This window comes from Solwaraspora sp. WMMA2101 (genome assembly GCF_049179175.1).
Classification (GTDB): Bacteria; Actinomycetota; Actinomycetes; order Mycobacteriales; family Micromonosporaceae; genus Micromonospora_E.
On sequence record NZ_JBMHMA010000006.1, the window covers coordinates 5386540 to 5405514 of the forward strand.

General features: G+C 71.7%; 17 protein-coding genes, 1 tRNA gene and 1 pseudogene. 12 read left to right on the forward strand and 7 right to left on the reverse strand.

The annotated features are described in order from the left end of the window. The first annotated feature begins 42 nt into the window (after positions 1-42). From ACN28F_RS25550 to ACN28F_RS25565, 4 genes are read left to right on the forward strand one after another with little or no spacing between them, the layout of a single operon-like run. Entirely contained in the window at positions 43-1554 is a 1512-nt protein-coding gene (locus tag ACN28F_RS25550; protein WP_289210396.1) for an O-antigen ligase family protein, read from the forward strand. Between the two features lie 14 nt (positions 1555-1568). Further along, positions 1569-2690 carry a Wzz/FepE/Etk N-terminal domain-containing protein gene (locus tag ACN28F_RS25555; RefSeq protein WP_289210397.1) on the forward strand — a complete coding sequence of 374 codons (1122 nt, stop codon included), beginning with the start codon at positions 1569-1571 and terminating at the stop codon, positions 2688-2690. After that, positions 2659-4344: an oligosaccharide flippase family protein gene (locus ACN28F_RS25560; RefSeq protein WP_421360040.1), complete on the forward strand. Its 1686-nt coding sequence runs from the start codon at positions 2659-2661 to the stop codon at positions 4342-4344. Before ACN28F_RS25555 ends, ACN28F_RS25560 begins: the two co-directional genes overlap by 32 nt. Beyond that, positions 4341-5195: a sulfotransferase family protein gene (locus ACN28F_RS25565; protein WP_421360042.1), complete on the forward strand. Its 855-nt coding sequence runs from the start codon at positions 4341-4343 to the stop codon at positions 5193-5195. Before ACN28F_RS25560 ends, ACN28F_RS25565 begins: the two co-directional genes overlap by 4 nt. 20 nt (positions 5196-5215) lie before the next feature. On the opposite strand, the gene ACN28F_RS25570 is transcribed toward ACN28F_RS25565, so the two are convergent. Together ACN28F_RS25570 and ACN28F_RS25575 are read right to left on the reverse strand one after the other, a co-directional pair. After that, positions 5216-5404 carry a hypothetical protein gene (locus ACN28F_RS25570; RefSeq protein WP_421360044.1) on the reverse strand — a complete coding sequence of 63 codons (189 nt, stop codon included), beginning with the start codon at positions 5402-5404 and terminating at the stop codon, positions 5216-5218. A gap of 124 nt (positions 5405-5528) precedes the next feature. Further along, a complete protein-coding gene (locus ACN28F_RS25575; RefSeq protein WP_421360046.1) occupies positions 5529-6287 on the reverse strand; it encodes a GntR family transcriptional regulator in 759 nt (252 codons plus the stop codon). A gap of 91 nt (positions 6288-6378) precedes the next feature. Here ACN28F_RS25575 and ACN28F_RS25580 point away from each other — a divergent pair. After that, positions 6379-6897 (forward strand): annotated as a pseudogene (locus ACN28F_RS25580) (XRE family transcriptional regulator); the annotation flags it as partial. 180 nt (positions 6898-7077) lie between these two features. Further along, complete coding sequence (locus ACN28F_RS25585; protein ID WP_289210403.1) at positions 7078-8022, forward strand: endonuclease domain-containing protein; 945 nt, start codon at positions 7078-7080, stop codon at positions 8020-8022. 6 nt (positions 8023-8028) lie between these two features. On the opposite strand, the gene ACN28F_RS25590 is transcribed toward ACN28F_RS25585, so the two are convergent. From ACN28F_RS25590 to ACN28F_RS25605, 4 genes are all read right to left on the reverse strand, one after another. Further along, the gene (locus ACN28F_RS25590; protein WP_421360048.1) at positions 8029-8490 is read right to left on the reverse strand and encodes an NUDIX hydrolase; all 462 of its coding nucleotides are present in this window, start codon (positions 8488-8490) and stop codon (positions 8029-8031) included. Positions 8491-8572: 82 nt separating this feature from the next. Further along, complete coding sequence (locus ACN28F_RS25595) at positions 8573-10060, reverse strand: hypothetical protein (RefSeq protein ID WP_421360050.1); 1488 nt, start codon at positions 10058-10060, stop codon at positions 8573-8575. A 5-nt stretch (positions 10061-10065) separates the two neighbouring features. Beyond that, positions 10066-10878, reverse strand: coding sequence for a sulfotransferase family protein (locus ACN28F_RS25600; protein ID WP_289210406.1), 813 nt, complete (start codon positions 10876-10878; stop codon positions 10066-10068). After that, positions 10871-11857: a hypothetical protein gene (locus tag ACN28F_RS25605; RefSeq protein ID WP_421360052.1), complete on the reverse strand. Its 987-nt coding sequence runs from the start codon at positions 11855-11857 to the stop codon at positions 10871-10873. Before ACN28F_RS25605 ends, ACN28F_RS25600 begins: the two co-directional genes overlap by 8 nt. A gap of 262 nt (positions 11858-12119) precedes the next feature. Between ACN28F_RS25605 and ACN28F_RS25610 the strand changes: the two genes are divergently transcribed. The 4 genes from ACN28F_RS25610 to ACN28F_RS25625 all read left to right on the forward strand — a co-directional run bounded on the left by ACN28F_RS25610 (position 12120) and on the right by ACN28F_RS25625 (position 16672). Beyond that, positions 12120-13370 (forward strand): glycosyltransferase, encoded by a 1251-nt coding sequence (locus ACN28F_RS25610; protein WP_289210408.1) that lies wholly within the window; start codon positions 12120-12122, stop codon positions 13368-13370. Next, positions 13367-14473: a sulfotransferase family protein gene (locus ACN28F_RS25615; protein WP_421360054.1), complete on the forward strand. Its 1107-nt coding sequence runs from the start codon at positions 13367-13369 to the stop codon at positions 14471-14473. The genes ACN28F_RS25610 and ACN28F_RS25615 overlap by 4 nt, the downstream gene beginning before the upstream one ends. 2 nt (positions 14474-14475) lie before the next feature. Continuing rightward, positions 14476-15381 carry a sulfotransferase family protein gene (locus tag ACN28F_RS25620; protein WP_289210410.1) on the forward strand — a complete coding sequence of 302 codons (906 nt, stop codon included), beginning with the start codon at positions 14476-14478 and terminating at the stop codon, positions 15379-15381. Between the two features lie 283 nt (positions 15382-15664). Further along, entirely contained in the window at positions 15665-16672 is a 1008-nt protein-coding gene (locus ACN28F_RS25625; RefSeq protein WP_282228563.1) for a sugar phosphate isomerase/epimerase family protein, read from the forward strand. Positions 16673-16776: 104 nt separating this feature from the next. Here ACN28F_RS25625 and ACN28F_RS25630 read toward each other — a convergent pair whose 3' ends face one another. Continuing rightward, the gene (locus tag ACN28F_RS25630; RefSeq protein WP_421360056.1) at positions 16777-17196 is read right to left on the reverse strand and encodes a hypothetical protein; all 420 of its coding nucleotides are present in this window, start codon (positions 17194-17196) and stop codon (positions 16777-16779) included. Positions 17197-17511: 315 nt separating this feature from the next. On the opposite strand from ACN28F_RS25630, the gene ACN28F_RS25635 reads away from it, so the two are divergent. Together ACN28F_RS25635 and ACN28F_RS25640 are read left to right on the forward strand one after the other, a co-directional pair. Continuing rightward, positions 17512-17584, forward strand: a tRNA-Asn gene (locus ACN28F_RS25635). Between the two features lie 9 nt (positions 17585-17593). Beyond that, positions 17594-18835: an FAD-dependent oxidoreductase gene (locus tag ACN28F_RS25640; RefSeq protein WP_421360058.1), complete on the forward strand. Its 1242-nt coding sequence runs from the start codon at positions 17594-17596 to the stop codon at positions 18833-18835. The last annotated feature ends 140 nt before the right edge of the window (positions 18836-18975 follow it).

The following is an 18975-nucleotide window of genomic DNA, read 5'->3' on the forward strand; positions in this document are numbered from 1 at the left end:
GACGGGCCGTTTCCAGGCGACGGAACAGCGGATCGGCGTGCGGTGACCACAACACGACACGAGCCCCGGCCAGCGGGTCGGGTGCCGGACGACGCCATGGCGTCCGGCGGCTCCGCCGTACCCGGTCATGCCCGACCCGCGCGGACGGCCGGGCGGGTGCTCAGCCTGCTCGCCGCGGTGGCCGCCGCCGCCGTCGCGGTCGCCGCCGGCCTGGCGCTCGCCGCCGGGGACCGGCGCGGCGTGGTCCTGCCGCTGGCGCTGACCGCCGGCCTCGCCGTCGGGGTCCTGGCGATGACCCGGTTCTCCGGGTACGTGATCCTGATGCTCGCCGTGCGGCCCCTGCTGGACGTGGTCAAACTCAGCGGACCCACGGCCGGGCGGGCAGACACCGAGCAGGCGTCCCGGCTGACCGACCCGTCGACGATGGTGGCGGTGCTGTTCCTGCTCGCCGCCGGGCTCTGGCTCGCCGCGCAGTTGCGCCGCCGGGGCCGGCTGCGCGGCTCCCCGCTGGGCTGGGCGATGCTGCTCGTCGGGGCGACCGCCCTGGTCAGCGCGTTCGGTGCGGACCGGCCGACGCCGAGCCTGCTGGAAGCGCTGCGGATCATGACCGTCGTCGTCATGTTCGTCGTTCTCGAGCAGTTGATGCCCGACCGGGCGGCGATCCGGCGGATCCTGATCGCCTGCTACGCCTCGCTGGCCCTGGCTCTGCTCTACACCGTGCTGACCAGCGCCTTCGGGCAGGTGCCGTCCGAGGTCAAAGGTGAGTTCATCCGGGTCAGTGGCCCGTTCAGCCAGTCCACCACCTTCGGCCGGTACCTGATGTTCCTGGTGATCTTCGGGTTCGCGATCTACCGGTTCCTGGCCCGGCGGGCCCAGGTGGCGCTCGCCGTACTGCTCGGGCTCTCCCTGATCTTCCTGATGCTCACCAACACCCGGTCGGCGATCCTCGGCGCGGCACTCGGCCTGATCGTCGTCGCGCTGCTGCACCGCAGCGGCCGGATGCTGGCGACCCTGCTGATCGTCGCGGTCGCCGGGGTCAGCCTGCTGCCGTCGGTGGGTGACCGGTTCGCCCAACTCGCCCAGGACCGGCCGACCGGCGGCGGCCCGACCGGCAACACCCTGCAGTGGCGGGTGGGCTACTGGGCGGAGATCATCCCGCTCGCCAACCGCAACCCGGTCACCGGCATCGGGCCCAACATGACCCAGCACGAGACACCGCAGGCCAAGAAGCCACACAACGACCTGCTCCGGGCGTACGTGGAAACCGGGCTCGCCGGCCTGCTCGCCTACCTGGCGATGCTGCTGTTGCTGCTGCACACCGCCCGGACCGCGCTGCGCCGCGCCCCACCGGGCAGTCTGGAACGGGGCGTCGCCGTCGGATTCGCCGGCTGCGCCGTATCGTTCATCGCGGTCAGCCTCGGCTCGAACGTCATCTCCAACGTGGTGACACTCTGGTACTTCGTCGCCTTCGCCGCTGCCGCCAGCGCCATCGCCCACGGCCGGGCCGCCACTGCGTCGGTGGCCGCCCCGGCACCACCAGTCCGGTACGAGTAGTAGGAGCCCATAGCGTGGAGATCGTCGACTACCTGCGCATCGCGCGCCGGCGGCTGTGGCTGCTGGTCGGTGTGCCGGTCCTGGCCGCCGGAGCGGCCGCGACGCTGGTGCTGATCGCCCCGCAGCAGTACACCGCCACCGCCTACGTGGCCGCCCCGGCCCTGGTGGGCGGGGCCGCCGCGCAGCAGTACACCGGCAACCAGGCCGCCAACCAGTTCGCGGCCGCGTTCAGCGCCGCCGCCACCTCGCCCCGGGTGGTCGACGAGGTCGCCGCCGACACCGGGGTGGCCGCCAACCGGTTGCGCTCCGGGCTGGCGGTCAGCCAGGTCGGGGCGAGCAGCCAGATGGAGATCGCGTACACCTCGCCGGACCGCGCGTCGGTCGCCCCGGTGCTCGCCGCGACCACCGAACGCGCGCTGGCCTTCCTCTTCTCCTCGCAGGTCGCGATCGCCACCGAGCAGGTCACCGCCGCCAGCACCGACGTGGCCGAGGCGACCGCCGCGATCACCGCCTGGGAGAAGGAGAACAAGGTCACCCAGCCGGACAAGATCTACCAGGCGACCCTCAACGAGATGGCCAGCCTGCGGCAGCAGCGGCTGCAGATGCAGGCGGTCGGCAACGGCCGGGGCGCCGACGCCGCCACCGACGCCATCGAGGCCGGCCAGAAGCAGCTCGACACGATCGGCCCGAAACTGCCCGACTACCAGGCGCTGATCGCCCAACGCGACGCCGCCACCAGCGCGCTCTCCTCGGCCCGGCAGGGCCTGCAGGCGGCGCGGGCGCAGGTACAGGCCGCCGACCCGGCGGAGGTCGCCAGCGTCGGCGCGGTCCGTGCGGTCTCCCGGACCACCAGCCTGATCAACGCCACCGTGCCGGTCGCCGGCGCCGGACTGCTGCTCGCCGTGGTCCTGGTCGCGATGCTGGAACTGCTGGCCCGCAACCGGGCCGGTGACCCGCCGACGTCGGGCACCGACACCCCGGTGCCGCCGCCGGGGCCGCGCCCCACCGGCGGTGACGAGACCCGGGAGATCCCGGTGGCCCGGGTGGGCCGGGCCACGCCGGCCGGGCAGCTCTCGCGCGGCGGCGGCCGGGTGTACGGGTCAGGTGGCGCGCTCGAACCGCAGCCGGGGCGGTGACGTGCCCGCCGGGGTCACGCCGTCGACCGCTGGCGCCGAGTCCGGCGACCAGCACATCCGGGGAATGGCCCGCGGCGGCGGACTGAACCTGGTCGGAGCCGTCCTCAACCAGGGCGCGGTCTTCCTGGTCATGCTGCTGCTGGCCCGGTTCCTCGGGATCAGCGAGGTCGGCCAGTACGCCCAGTGCTACGCGGTGCTGGCCCTGCTCAGCCTGCTGTCGCTGTCCGGGTTCCGGGCCGGGCTGACCCGGTTCGTCGCCGTACACCTCGCCGACGACGACCCGGCGGCGATCCGTGGCACCATCCGGCTCGGCCTGGCCATCTCCGCCGGCTCGGCGACCGCGATCGCGGTCGCCCTGGCCCTGGCCGCACCGGCGTTGGCCGCCGCGCTCAACGACCCCGGACTGGTCACCGGGCTGCGCCTGGTCGCGTTGACCCTGCCGGCGCTGACCGTCTGCGAAGCGGCGCTCGCCGCCACCCGGGGCTGGCGTACCCAGCGCCCGTTCACCCTGATCGGGCAGATCTACGAACCGGGTACCCGGCTCCTACTGACCGCCCTGGCCCTGATCCTCGGGGCCGGCGTCACCGGCAGCTACTGGGCGTTGGTCATCGCCGGCTGGTCGGCCGCCCTGCTGGCCCTCGGCGCCCTGGCCCGGCTGATGCGCAAGGTCGCACCGGGCCCGGTCGTCTACCGGCCCCGGCAACTGTTCAGCTTCTCCACGGTCAGCTGGCTGTCGTCGCTGTCGTCGACCGGGCTGATCTGGGTCGACACCCTGATGCTGGGCTTCTTCGCCAACGACGAGATCGGCGTCTACAACGTCGCCACCCGGCTGGTCACCGTCGCGATCTTCGTCCTCGCGCCGATCAACGCCGCGTTCGGGCCGTACCTCGCGTACCTGCACCACCAGGGGCGGGCCGACGAGGTACGGCGGATCTACGGTGCCGCGACCGGCTGGGTGGTCCGGCTGTCGCTGCCGGCGTTCGTGGCGCTGCTGGTCTTCCCGGAGAGCCTGCTGACGGTCTTCGGCGGCGGGTTCGCCGCCGGGGCGGCGGTCACCCTGATCCTCGCCGTCGGGCAGCTGGTCAACGCGGCCACCGGACCGTGCGGCACGGTGCTGAACATGTCCGGCCGGGTGGCGATCAACATGTACGACAACATCGCCGCCCTGCTGCTGAACATTCTGCTCAACCTCTGGCTGATTCCGGCGTACGGGATCATCGGCGCGGCGATCTCCTGGGCGATCTCCCTCGCGGTGGTCAACATCGCCCGGGTGCTGCAGGTCCGGGCCCTGATCCACGCGGTGCCGGTCACCGTCGGCATGCTCAAGGGGTTCGCCGCCGGGCTGGCCGCGTTCGCCGCCGGCCTGGTCGTCCGGCTGCTGCTGCCCGGCTGGCCGGAGCAGCTGCTGGTCGGGCTGCCGGTGGTGGTGGTGACCTACGTCGGGGTGGTGCTGGCGCTGGGCCTGAGCCGGGAGGACGTCATGGTGCTGCGTACCCTGCGCCGGGGCGGCCGTGGTCGGCGCGGTGCCGGCGGCAGCCGTGGCGGTGACGGCGCTGGCGGCGGCCGTGGCGGTGACGGCGCTGGCGCGGGCGGGTTGCCCGGCCAGAGTGGACCGGACCCGTCGGCGGCGAACCTGGCGGAGGTGCCGCGATGACCACCGGAAACCGGACCGCGACCGACCGGCTGCGCCGCACCGTACGCGGTGCGCGGGCCTGGGCGCGGTCGGTGGTGCCCGGCCAGCTCGGCGCACCGCCCGACTTCCTGATCATCGGTGGGCAGCGCTGCGGCACCACCTCGCTGCACCACTACCTGGCCGCGCATCCGCAGGTGCGTCCGGCCACCGGCAAGGAACTGCAGTACTTCAGCATCCACCATGGACGCGGCGAACGCTGGTACCGGGCACACTTCCCCGCCCGCCCGGCCGGGGTACGCAGCTTCGAGGCCAGCCCGTACTACCTGTTCCACCCGAGCGTGCCGGCCCGGGTCGCCGCCGGCCTGCCGCAGGCCCGCTGCATCGCCCTGCTGCGGGATCCGGTCGAGCGGGCCTACTCGCACTACCTGCACACCCGCTCGTACGGGGCCGAACCGCTGTCGTTCGCCGACGCGGTCGACGCCGAGGAGCAGCGGCTGGCCGACGCGCTGCGCGACGGGCCGGACAGCCCGACCGCGCACACCGCCCTGCGCAACTATTCGTATCTGGCGCGGGGGCGCTACGCCGAGCAGCTGCGGCGCTGGTACGCCGTACTGCCGGCGGACCGGCTGCTGGTGCTGCGCAGCGAGGACATGTACGCCGACCCGGCCGGCGTCTACGACCGGGTGCTGCGCTTCCTCGACCTGGATCCGTTCACCCCGGCGGCGTTCGCCCAGCACACCCGGCGGACCGACCGGGGGCCGGGGGAGTTGACCGACTCGCTACGCACCCAGCTCGGCGACTACTTCGCCCCGTACAACGCCGACCTCGCCGACCTGCTCGGCTGGCCGCACACCTGGTCGCCCCGGAGCTGACCGGATCGTCCACGGTCAGGTCAGTGGCGGGCACGGAGCGCGTAGACCGCGTACCTGCCGGTTCCACTGTCCACCTCGGCTATCTGGAGGTCGGTGACCGGTACGGCGAACCGCTGCCCGACCCCGCCGCTGCCGGCGTCGGCCCACACCTCGACCGTCCCGCTCGCGGGTAGCTCCCGTGGGCCTACCACCAGAACTGTGCTTGGCATGTCACGTCTCCCTGTGTCTCCGCCCTGCGCCGGGAAGTCGGTCACGACATCCCGGTGACGGGGCTTCCTGTCGGATGAGACCCAGGATGACAAACTTGCATATGCATGTCAACGGTTGCAGGTGTCAGTCGGTGTGTGCTGTCAGATCGAAGTGATTCACCAGCTCGTAGACTCCTGCATCCAGCACCATCCGGTTGACCTCGACGCACCGGTCGCCGGACCTCGCGTACCGGGTGATCTGCAGCACCGTCGCCCTGTTGCGTGCGATGTCCAGGTCGTCAATCTCGTCCGGATGTGGCGGCCGGGCGACGACCCGCTCCTCGAACCTGGTCGGTTTCCATCCTTGATCTTCAAGCCGGCCGTACACCCCGCCCGGGCCGGAGTTCTTGTAGACGATCGCCGTGCCCCGTGCGAGCTCGACGGGGAAGTAGGACGCCGATATCTGGACGCGGCGACCTTCCACCCAGTGCACCCGCTTGCGGCGAACCACCGGATCGCCCTCATCGACGCCGAAGGCTGCGGCAACGAAATCGGGTGCCGGAAGCTCGTCGACCTCGACGTCGGTGCGGATCGGGCGGTCGCCGGCATCATGCTGATGGATGGTTCGCCCCAGCTGTTTCGAGCTGTCCAGGCGATCTGGCATGACCCGTTCGAGTCGGGCGAACCAGCCCTTGACGATGCCGGGGGCGCCGCGCCGCGAGGTGACAAGTCCTTCCGCCCTCAGCGCGTTGAGCGCCTGCTGTGCTGCCCCTCTGCCGACGCCGAATCTGTCCATGACGGCGTTGGCGGTAGGCACCCTGTCGCCTTCGGCGAGTTCGCCGGTCCGGATCTCCTCACGGAGGTGAGCAGCGACGGTTTCGGCTGTTTCACCGGCTTCTGCCATGGTTCACCACCAAGTGTCTCCTGAAAGTTTCACATGCCGGAGAGTACAGCGGAGGCGTACCCGCTACTTCATATGCTTGGGCGGCACGGACGACGAGGGAGGAGACCACGTCGTGGAGATCTCGAGTGCCACCCCGTTGGTGCCGAGCGGCGGGCCGGCCCCGCGTACCGCGCCGACCGGCAACTACTCCGGGGTGTGGCTGTCCCGGTACGAGTACCACAGCTCAGGTCGTGGTGCCATGTTCACCGGTCGGCACTACGTGGTGCTGCTGCAGCACGGCGACCGGCTCACCGTACGCAGTCTGCCCGGATCCTCCGACGCGCCACTCACCATGGACCTCACCGTCGACGGCAACGTGGTCACCGGGACCTGGGTCGAGCAGACCGCACCGCACGGCTACTACCGGGGTGCCCGTTACCACGGTGCGATTCAACTCCTGGCCGAGCCGACCGGGCGTCGGTTGAGCGGCAAGTGGATCGGATTCGGCAAGGAGATGGACGTCAACACCGGCCCGTGGGAGCTGATCTTCCAGGACGCCAGTACGAACAAGGCGACTCTGGCGGCCTACGACCGCCGCCCCGCGCCGGAGCAGCCGACCGCTGCCTCATGATCAGTTGTCGTATCTACGGCCGACACGCCGTTGCGAGCCCGTAAATACGACAACTGATCATGACGGACCGATAGCACATCACCGAGGCCGGCGCCGCCCGCTCCACAGCCGAGCCGTCTGTCCACAACCAACACGCGTCCGGTCGTGCCACAGACCGCTGCCGGGGCATCGTCGACGGTCATGGACCCAGTGCTCGACGCACTCCTGCGCCGTACCGGGGGAGTGGTGACCCGCAACCAGGTGTCCCAGGTGCTGCCCCGCTGGGCACTGGAGAACGCGGTCGCCGCCGGCCGGCTCCGCCACGTGCTGCCGACCGTCTACGTCGCCACCGACCTGCTCGACCACAACCGTTCCGGAGCTCCGCAACTGAGCGATCTCGGACCGCAGTCGCGACGACGTGCGGTACTGGCCTACGCCGACGGTAGGGCCGCGTTCAGCCACACCACCGCACTCGAGCTCTGGGGGCTGCGCCGGCAACCCGCTGACGAGGCACTGCACCTGACGGTGCCGTACGGCGCGGGCATGCGCAGCCGGGCCGGGCTGACGGTGCACCACCGGCGGGGGTTCGTCGTCGGTCCGCCGCAGGTGGTGGTGCGGGGCGGAGAACCGGTGGTACGGCTGGAGCGGAGTCTTGTCGAGTCCTGGCCGCTGCTGCCGGCCGCCGACCGGCCGGCTCCGCTGATCCGAGCCGTCAACGACAGGTGGACGAACGCGGGCCGGCTCATAGCGGCCCTCGACGAGCTGCCCCGGCTCACCGACCGGGCCGCGTTGTGGACGCTACTGGCGAAGCTGGCCGCCGGCTGCCGCAGCCAGTTGGAGATCTGGGGACACGATCACGTCTTCGTCGGCGCCGGCATGCCCGCGTTCCGACGCCAGCAGATGGTCCGGGTCGACGGCGGCCGCACCGTCTACCTGGACGTGTACGCCGAACGGGAACGGGTCGACTTCGAGCTCGACGGGGCGGCGTCGCACGGCAGCCCAGCCCAGCGTGAGATCGATCTGCGGCGCGACGCGCTGCTCGCGGCCGCCGGCATCCAGGTGGTCCGGTTCGCGCACCGCCGCCTGATCCACGAACCGCAGCAGGTCCGCCGGGAGATCTTGGCCATCCTCGACCGCCGCCGCTGATGCGGCTCAGTGCCGGCCGACGCTCACCTCGGCGGCGAAGAACCGTTCCAGGAACTCTGCCTGTTCCGCCAGCGTGCCGGGCGGGACGCTGCGAAACCAGCCCACCTCGTCAGCCTGCTCGTCGGCGGTCAGCCGGTCGCCGCTCGGCGTCGCTTCGAACGCGATGCCAACAGGCCAGCCACGGTATCCCTCCCGCAACAGTGACGGGTACTCGATGTATCCGAGCATTCGGCCAACCGTCACGGCAACCCCGAGTTCGCGCCGGGCGACCCGCCGGACCGCGTCGTGGAGGTGTTCGCCGAAGTACACCGTCCCACCGGGTAGGTGCCATTTCCCCTGGGCCGGCGGAACAGCCCGCCTGGTCAGCACGACACCGCGAGAGTCGACGCACACCACCTCGGCGGTCAGTCGCGGCACTCTGCTGTAGATGTCGGCGAACTCGGCGGCCGAGAACGGATGCTTCTCCACCTGACCGACATTACTTTCACCCTACGGGACCCGGTCCGCCAGGCCGGCGATCGTGCCGTGTCGGTGTCGCTGATGATCCGCCTCAGTCGACGTCGGCGAGGATCGATTCGGGGGTGCCGGTGGCCCGCAGCAGTATCGGGCGGTCCGAAATGGTGACCTCGGCACCGGCCGGGGTGAGCGTGGCTCCGGCCGCACCCGTGCGCAGGCTCGGCACCGGCGCGACCCGTAGCTCGTCGTTGAACTCGCTCGACCAGACGACCAGGGTGCTCTCCGCGCCCTGCTGGAACGCCACCCCGATCAGCCCGTCCCGCCGGACCGGGGTGACGGTGGCACCCCGCGCCGCGATCGCCAGACTTTCGAACATCCGGCCGGCCTCCCGTTCCGTACCGTCGGGTTCCAGCAGCCCGTAACGGACCTCGCTGCCGGCCCGGTTGTTCGGGTTGTAGCCCAGCGGCAGCCACATCACCTGCCGGATGCCGCCGGCCAGCAGCATCGTGGAGACCTTGACGACCTCCTCGGCCCGGCTGATGTCGTCGCCGTCGCCGTCGCGCCAGAACTGCCCGACCTCCCACGCCTCGATCGGTACGTCGGCCGGGTTCTCCGCCGCCAGGTAGTCCAGCAGCGCCGGTACGCCCTCGAAGTGTTCGTAGTAGTGCACCTGCCGCAGCTGTACGACGCCGTCGTCGATCAGCTGCTCGGTGGCGGCCAGGAAGGCGACGTTGCGGACGTTGGTCTCGTTGTCGAGCGCGGTACGCAGCGTCTCGATCGTCTCCACCTGCGGGATCTTGCGGCCACGGGTGCCGATGCGACGCTGGAAGTAGGCGTTGTAGGCGGCGATGGCCTCGTCGTCGCGGCCGGCGCGGACCAACCGGTCGACCACCCCGAAGCCGTACGCCACGCTGCTGATGCCGGAGTCGACCACCACGGCGTCCGGGTCGGCGGCGTGGACCGCCTCGGCGGCCGCAGTGACCAGGGTGACGTACTCCTCGGGGGTGCCGCGCCAGTACTGCTGGGCGTTGACCTCGTTCTCGATCGCGTACTGCCGCACGCCGTAGGGCGCGTAGCGGCGCACCACCTCGCCGACGAACCGCTGGTAGGCGGCCATGTCCAGCGGCATCGTCGACTCGGTCTTGTTCGCCTCGCCGCGCGGGAACTCCGGTGTGCCGCCGGTGGCCCAGCACATCTCGGTCCGGATCTTGATGTTGAGTGCGATGCCGAGGTCCTGGCTGCGCTGGGCGATCCGGTCCAGCGCCGTCCAGTCCGGCCGGCCGGCGACCGGCTCGATGCTGCACCAGCTGATCTCGTGGTACGTCGCGGAGCCGGACAGTTTGCGCAGGTACGGCAGGAACTCGTCGTAGCGGTTCCAGTCCCAGTGCGCACCGAACGGGTGGGTGTCGGCGGGGTACGGCGGCAGGTCCGGCAACGGTGCGCCGGTCGGCGGCGGCGGGGTGGGGCTGACGTCGGAGTCGCCGCTGGTGCAGCCGGCCAGCAGCAGCAGTACGCCGAGCGCCGCCGCGACGGCGCGCCGGCCTACGGCGTTGCGCCGGCCTGCAGCGTCGCGTCGGGCCACGACGCTCACCGGTAGCCCAGTTCGCGCAGCATCCGGCCGGAGAAGACGGCGACGAGCAGTCGCAGGAACGGGTCCAGTTCGCGACGGTAGCTGCCGACCCGCGAGCCGTAGATCGCCGAGTCGGTGCCGGCGGCCGCCCGCCGACGGTCGGCCTCGGTGGTGTACTTGCCGGCCACGTCGTGTGGCTTGTCGACGTAGTCGAGCACGCCGTCCTCCCAGGGTTCGCCGAGGAACTCGAACAGCGCCCGCATCGACTTCTCCGGCTCGCGTACCGCGTCCTCGTAGCGCAGCTCGTAGTACCGGTCGGCGGGCAGGCTGGCCGCCATCGCACGGGCGGTACGGATGTAGCGCGGCCATTTGACCACGCACTTCACCGCCGACCAGTAGCCGAACCGTTTGCGGTGCGAGACCACCACGTCCCGGCCGTCGCGGATGACGTGCACGATCTGCGCGTCGGGGAAGACCTCGGTGACGAAGTCCAGCGAGATCGCGTACAGCGGGGTCTTGTCGGCCCACCGGGCCTTGCCGCGACCCTGCGCGTAGTCGGCGTGCACGCCGCCGAAGAAGTCGGCGATGCGGCGCAGCCAGTCCTCCCGGGGGAAGCCGAACCGGGCCAGCCGCTCCCAGTCGGATCCGACGATGCGCCGCAGGTCCGGCAGGAACCGGGTCTCCGGTCCGCAGGAGATCCGCGAGTGCGAGTCGAGCACCAGCCGCAGGAACGTGGTGCCGGAGCGCTGGCAGCCGACCAGGAAGATGGGGGCCGTCGGTGCCGCCACCGCGTCGGCGGTGGTGGTGGGCTGCGCGGCGGTCTCAGCCATGGTCGGTCCTTTCCACGGGCACCGGGGCACACCGGTCGGTGTCGACTTGGCGGGGCGGGGTGGCGGGGACCGGCGTGCCGCCGGTGAGGCGGACGGTGAGGTCGTCGCAGAGCGTACGGACCGCCGGGTCGATCGGCAGCGGCTGGCGGCGCGGCGCGCGGGGGGCGATGTGCGCGGACAACTCCGGCCGGTACGCCAACCCGAGGAAGTCGCAGAGCCGGCGGACCTGCCCGGCCGGGTCGGCGATCAGCGCGTCGTAGGAGCTGAGCAGGACGTCGTCGCGGCGGTCCAGGCCGAGCCGGAAGTACAGGCTGTTACGGACGTACCAGAACAGCGCGGCGGCGGTGTACCGGTCCATCGTGCGGTAGTCGAAGCCGTGGACGAGTTCGTAGGTGTCGGCGTCGAGGCGCTGGCCCTGCCAGCGCCGGCCGATGGTGCCGTCGGCGATGGTGGCCAGGGCCCGCAGGTTGGCGTCGCCGAACTTGGCGACCTCGGAGCGGGCCCGGTCGTCGACGTCACGCCACGCCCAGATCGCCCGGCCCGGCGCCACACCGGGCAGGGCGAGTAGTTCGTCCACCCGGTGGCTGTCGCACAGCGGCTTGATCAGGACGTACGCGTGCCGGCTGCGGCGCACGACGGCGGTGAGCACCGCGTCGTTGCGCAACTGGAAGCGGTGGAACACCCGCCGGTCGTTCTCGTTGTGCACCTCGAACTCGCCGGCGGCCTCCAGGCCCCGGACCAGCATGTTCGTGCCGGACCGTTGCAGGCCGACCAGGTAGACCGGCATGGCCTGCCCGGGCGGTACGCCGTGGCGTCGCCGCCAGCGCAGTTTGGTCCAGGCGGTGCCGGCCCGGTCGACCGGGTTGAGCCGGTCCTCCTCGACGAGCCGGCGCAGGCCCTCGGTGCGGATCCACCGGGCGTGCCGGGCGATCCGCCGGGCGGTCCAGGCCAGGGTGGAGGGCTCGTCGTCGTTGCTCACCGGTCCTCCTCGGGCACGTCACCAGCCGTCGTGGCCAGGCTGGGGCGAGGTCGGGCCGGGGCCAGGCTACCCACCGATCGGGGCGAAACGCCAGAACGAAGGCTGGTCAGCCACACGAGATCATCCGATCAGCTAGTTGGCGATTCGGTACTGGACTAACCCGACGCCGGTGCATAGCGTGAGGCAGCAGCTCAGGGCGGGAGTCCTGGGCCACCATAACCGGGTGGACGCACCCCGGTGTCGAGCGAGCGGGCCGGATGAGATGCGTGTCCTCCATGTGAACAAGTTTCTCTATCGGCGTGGTGGTGCGGAGGGCTACCTGCTGGACCTCGCGGATCTGCAGCGCGCCGCCGGGGACGAGGTCGCGTACTTCGGAATGACCCACCCGGACAACGACCGGCCGTTGCGCTACGCGGAGCATTTTCCGCCGTACGTCGAACTGGAACCGGCCCCGCGCGGCCTGGCACCCCGGCTGGTCGCCGTCGGTCGGATGGTCTGGTCACCGGCGAGTCGCCGGGGCCTGACCCGGGTGATCGAGGATTTCGGCCCGGACGTCATCCATCTGCACAACATCTACCACCAGCTCTCTCCGTCGGTGCTGGCCGCCGCCCGTGACGCCGGGGTGCCGTGCGTGTTGACCATGCACGACTACAAGCTCGCCTGCCCCAGCTACCAGCTGCTCGACCAGGGCAGGGTCTGCCAGGCGTGCGTGGAGGGCGGTCCGCTACACGCCGCGCGGCGCAGGTGCAAGGACGGATCGGCATCCGCCAGTACGCTACTCGCCGTAGAGACCTGGTTGCACCGACAGTTACGGGCGTACGGCCCGGTCGGGGTGTTCGTCAGCCCCAGCCGGTTCCTCGCCGACGTGATGCGGCGGGCCGGGGTCTACCCGGACCGGCTGCAGGTGATCAACCACTTCGTGGACACCGGCACCGTGGCGGTGAAGGATTCGCCGGGTGGGGGAGTGGTCCTCGCCGGCCGGATCGCCCCGGAGAAGGGAGTGGACGTGCTGGTCGAAGCGGTGACCCGGCTGCCCCGTCAGGTGCCGGTGCACGTGGCCGGCGACGGCCCGGCGCTTCCCGAGGTGACGGCGCTCGCCGACCGGGTGGCACCCGGCCGGGTGCGGTTCCACGGCCGGCTCGACAAGGCCCGGCTGCACGAGCTGATCAGGTCGGCGGCGGTGGCCGTGGTGCCGTCGCGCTGGCACGAGAACCAGCCCATGGCGGTGCTGGAGGCGTTCGCCTGCGGCGTACCGGTGGTCGGCACCGACCTCGGCGGGCTGCCGGAGCTGATCACCCCGGGCACCGACGGCGAGGTGGTCCCGGCCGACGACCCGGCGGCGCTCGGCGAGGCCGTCGGCAAACTGGTCGCCGACCCCGACCGGGCGTACACGATGGGGATGCAGGCCCGCGCGAAGATCGACCGGGACTTCACCCCGCAGCTGCACCTGTCCCGGCTGCGCGAGGCCTACCGGACCGCCGCGACGACCGCGCCCGCCGGAGGCCGGCGATGACCGACCCGGCTGGCGACCCGATCCCGGTACGGGTGCTCTACCTGGCCGGCAGTGGACGCAGCGGCAGCACGCTGATCACCACTGTCCTCGGCCAGCTGGACGGCTGTTTCGCCGCCGGCGAGCTGCGCTACCTGTGGCAGCGGGGCATCGTCGACAACCGCCCGTGCGGCTGCGGTGAGCCGTTCGACAGCTGCCCCACCTGGCGGGCGGTCCGCCGTACCCTCGGTACGCCTGACGCCGCCGGTACGCCTGACGCCCTCGATGCGCCCGACGCGGCCGGGATCGCCGCGCGGCTGCGGACCCGGCAGCGGATGCGGGACCTGCCGGCCCTGCTGCGCCGGGCCGCGACCGGCCGACGCGCCGTACCGCCGCACCCCGACGACGCCGTGATCGCCGCGATCTACCAGGCGATCGCCCGCCAGACCGGCACGCCCGGCAACGGCCCGGTGGTGATCGTCGATTCGTCGAAACTGCCGCCGTACGGGGCGCTGCTGCGTGACCTGCCCGGGATCGACCTGCGGGTGCTGCACCTGGTCCGGGATCCCCGTGGCACCACCTTCTCCTGGCGACGCCGACGCGGTCTCGACGGCGCCGGCGACCAGAAGCTGATGAGCCGGCCGCCGGTGTGGAAGGCGGCGCTGCTGTGGCGGGTCTGGAACGCCGCCACCGTCCGACTGTTCGGCGGCGACGGCCCGGACCGCTACCTGCGGATCCGCTACGAGGACGTGGTCGCCGATCCGGCCGGGCAACTGCGGCGGATCGCCTCCTTCGCTGGGCTCGACCCGGCCGGGCTGCCGCTGGACGCCGCCGGTCGGGTCACCCTGGCACCGACGCACTCGGTCGCCGGTAACCCGTCGCGGCACCGGACCGGCGCGGTGCCGATCACCGACGACGCCGAATGGCTCCGCGCGCTGCCGGGCCGGTCGTACGCGGTGGTGACCGCCGTGACCCTGCCGCTGCTGCGGCGCTTCGGCTACCCGGTACGCCGACCGGTACCGCCCGCTGCGGCGTCGTCGGATCCAGCGGTGCCGGCGTCCCCTGAGTCCGGGTCGGTGGTGCCGCCGCAGCCGGTCTCCGTCCCGGCCCCGACCAAGGAGGGTTGACCATGCTGTCCGTCGTCGTGGGCACCGGACGGTGCGGCTCGACCCTGGTGCAGGAGATCCTGGCCCGGCACCCCGCCGTCGGCTTCGTCTCCGGCCTGGACGACAAACTGCCCCGGCTCAATCTGGCCGGGCGGCGCAACGGCCGGCTCTACCGGCGCTCGGCACCCCGGCCGGCCGGGATGACCTCGTTGAGTCACAGCCGCCGGCTGCTGGAACGGGGTCGGCTGCGGGTCGCCCCGTCCGAGGCGTACCAGCTGATCGACCGGCAGGTGATGGCCGGCTACTCCCGGCCGTGCCGGGACCTGCGGGCCGACGATCTGACCCCGTACGTCGAGCAGCGGCTGCGGGCCTTCTTCGACCGGCGGGTACGGCAGCAGGGCTGCCAGGTGCTGCTGCAGCATGTGACCGGCTGGCCGCGCACCGGGTGGCTGCACGCCGCGTACCCGGATCTGCGGGTGGTCAACGTGGTCCGCGACGGCCGCGCGGTGGCCAACTCGTGGCTGCAGATGGGCTGGTGGGACGGCTGGCGTGGGCCGGACAACTGGTTCCTCGGCCCGCTGCCGTCCGACCTGCGTGCCGAATGGGAGGAGGCCGACCGGTCCTTCCCCGTCCTCGCCGCGTTGGGCTGGAAGATGCTGATGGCGGCCTTCGTCGAGGCCCGCGCCGCGCACCCGGTCGGGCAGTGGCTCGACGTGCGGTACGAGGATCTGCTGGTCGCCCCCCGCGAGGAGACCGCGCGGATGCTGGACTTTCTCGGCCTGGACTGGTCGCCCGGGTTCGACCGGGGCTTCCGCCGGTACGAGTTCCACGGCAACCGGGGGGCGGCGTACCAGCGGGAGTTGGGCCCGCAGCAGTTGGCGGCGATGGACCGGGTGCTGGAGAAGCCGCTCGCCGAGTGGGGGTACTGAGCCGGGCCTACCGTTGTCGGCTACACCGGCCTAGAGTGAGGCTGGCTGGCCCCCGCGTGGGCCGGTGGCCGGGCGGGAGGCGCAACCCGCCCGGGTCACGGTGTGTCCACCGCCGACCCCGTCGGCGTGCCCTGGCGTGTCCGTGACCGCCCCACCGGTCGGCTCTCGGCCCGGCCGTACCACCGGACAGTTCCACCGGGCCGTCACCTCGCACCGGTCCACCACCAGACGCCGCACCGGCGGCGTGGGCCGGAATCCCAGTAACGACAACGGGAGAAGGACCATGGCGCGACCCATCACCCTCTTCACCGGCCAGTGGGCCGACCTGCCGTTCGAGGAAGTGTGCCGGCTGACCTCGGAGTGGGGCTACGACGGCCTGGAGATCGCCTGCTGGGGCGACCACTTCGAGGTGGACCGGGCCCTCGCCGAGGACGACTACGTCGAGCGCAAGCTGCAGACCTTGGCCAAGTACAACCTCAAGGTGTACGCGATCTCCAACCACCTGGTCGGTCAGGCGGTCTGCGACCACCCGATCGACGAGCGTCACCAGGGCATCCTGCCGGCCCGGATCTGGGGGGACGGGGAGCCCGAAGGCGTCCGGCAGCGAGCCGCCGAGGAGATCAAGGACACCGCCCGGGCCGCCGCCAAGCTCGGCGTCTCCACCGTGATCGGCTTCACCGGATCGTCGATCTGGCACACCCTGGCCATGTTCCCGCCGGTGCCGCCGTCGATGATCGAACGCGGCTACCAGGACTTCGCCGACCGGTGGAATCCGATCCTCGACGTGTTCGACGAGGTCGGGGTCCGGTTCGCGCACGAGGTGCATCCGAGCGAGATCGCCTACGACTACTGGACGACCCGACGCACCCTCGACGCGATCGGCCACCGGCCCGCGTTCGGGCTCAACTGGGATCCGTCGCACTTCGTCTGGCAGGAGCTGGACCCGGTCAACTTCATCCTGGAGTTCGCCGACCGGATCTACCACGTCGACTGCAAGGACGCCAAGGTACGCACCGGCGACGGCCGACGCGGTCGGCTCGCCTCACATCTGCCGTGGGCGGACCTGCGTCGTGGTTGGGACTTCGTCTCGACCGGGCACGGCGACGTGCCGTGGGAGGACTGCTTCCGGGCGCTGAACGCGATCGGGTACGACGGTCCGATCTCGGTCGAGTGGGAGGACGCCGGCATGGACCGGCTGGTCGGTGCCCCGGAGGCGTTGCAGTTTGTCCGGCGGCTCGCGTTCGACGCCCCGTCGGCGGCCTTCGACGCGGCGTTCTCCAGCGGCGACTGACACCACAGCGGAGGCTGTGCACCGGGATCGGCGACTGACGCTGACGGGTCCGGGCCGGTCACCCACTGGGTGACCGGCCCGGACCCGTCCGAGGTCGGGCCGGCTCAGTCGCCGGTGCCACCCGTACCGGTGGCCTTGCTGGTGCCGGCGGCCTTGTTCGCGCCGCCGGGTCGGGGCGTCGTGCCGACACCGCCGGTCGTGCCGCTGCCGGTCGTGCCGCCGCTGGCCGCCGCGCCGCTGGTCACGCCGGCGCTGCTGAGGCTGTCGGTGTGGGCGGACGGGTCGGCGGTGTGGTCGTGGCCGTTGAGCTTCTCGCCCAGCCGGGTGTGGCTGAGCCGTTCCCGGCCCTCGGCGTACAGGCGGTTCGCCTGGGCCTGGGCTACTCCGGCGGCCTCCTGCACCGTCGGGTGGTCCATCACCTTGCGGGCGTTGAGCACCAGCTCGTCGTACTTCTCCCGGCCGGCGCGGGTGCCCAGGACGAAACCCACGGCCACCCCGCCGATGAACCAAAGCTTTCCGCGCATGGCGGCTCCCTCCGTACCTGACCCGGGCGTTCACCGGGGCCGGTGCCGGACTCGAGGTCCGTGCCGGCCGTCGATGAATCGACCCGGTCGTGCCTGCGTCGTCTGTCTGGTGCTGTCTACCCATCCTGCTACCCGTTCACGCGTCAGCGCAGACATCTCCGGTATTTGTCCGGTTCTGTCGGTCGTATCGGTGCCGCCGGGGTGGGCTCCCGCTGGCGGGTTCGACCCGACCCGGTCACCCACCGGGCGACGATGTCCTGTACTCTTGTCCCGTCGCAGGCGGCCGGAGTGATCCGGGCCGTGGCGATCTGGCAGTCCCCCGTAGCTCAATTGGCAGAGCAGCCGGCTGTTAACCGGCAGGTTTTTGGTTCGAGTCCAAACGGGGGAGCTCCCATACATGGCCACCGATCGGGAGTTCATCGTCATCGGTGCCGGGCTGGCCGGTCTCGCCGCCGCCCGCCGACTGCACTCAGCCAATGCCGACTTTCTGCTCGTCGACCGGTCCGACCGGATCGGCGGTCGGGTCGCCACCGATGTCGTCGACGGGTTCCGGTTCGACCGCGGCTTCCAGGTGCTGAACACGGCGTACCCCCGGCTGATCGACCTGGTCGATCTGGACCGGCTCGACCTGGGGTACTTCACCCCGGCCGTGCTGGTGCGCCGGGGCGCGGGCACGGTCCGGCTGGCGCATCCGCTGCGGATGCCCGCCGCCGCTCCCGCGACGCTGTTCGCCGGCGTGGGGAGCCTGTCCGACCGGGTCCTGCTCGGTCTGCTGCTCGCCCGCTACGCCGCCACCGACCCGGCGCGGCTGCTCGCCCGCCCGGAGACCAGCGCCCTTGACGAACTCCGGCGGGCGGGCCTGTCGCCCCGCATCGTGGACGAGGTGCTGCTGCCGTTCCTGTCCGGGGTGCTCGCGGACCCGACCCTGGAGACCTCCAGCCACGTGGTGGCGATGATTCTCCGCTCGTTCGCCCGAGGCCGTATCGCGGTGCCTGCCGCCGGCATGGCGGCGTTGCCGCTGGCGGTCGCCGCGCCGTTACCCGCCGACCGGATTCTGCTCGGGGTCGACGTCACCGCCGTCGCACCGGGTGTGGTCCGCACCGTCGATGGAGAGTTGCGCTGCCGTAACGTCATCGTCGCCGCAGATCCGCCCGCCGCCACGCGTCTGCTGCCAACGGTGCGTCGGGTCGCGATGCGTCAACTGACCACCTACTACCATGCGACGGCGCAGCCTCCGTCGGACGAGCCCATCCTGCTGCTCGACGGAGACCGCCGTGGCGTGGTCGCCAACAGCGTGGTGATCAGCCAGGCGGCGAGCGGGTACGCCCCGCCCGGGCAGCATCTGGTCGCCACCTCGGTCGTCGGGCCGGACCCGGTGCCCGAGCCGGTGGTCCGCGCGGAGCTGGAATGGCTGTACCGGACCCCGACCCGCGACTGGCGCCATCTGCGTACGGTCGCGGTGCCGGACGCTCTGCCGGCGGCCCTGCCCCCGCACGGCCGACTACGGGAGCCAGCCCGGATCGACGAGGGTCTCTTCGTCGCTGGCGACCACCGGGACAGCCCGTCGATCCAAGGTGCTCTGGCCAGCGGTTGGCGGGTCGCCGGCGTGGCCCTGCACTGCCGGCCCCGGCACGCCTGAGCGTGCCGGGGAGCGACGAACGGCACTACGATGAACCTGTGGCCGCTGCCGACCGTGAACCAGTCATGGGGCCGTTGACATCTCTCCCTGCTGTAGCAGGGAGATTCGACCCTCACGGGTTGAGTTTTCTGCTTCGCCGA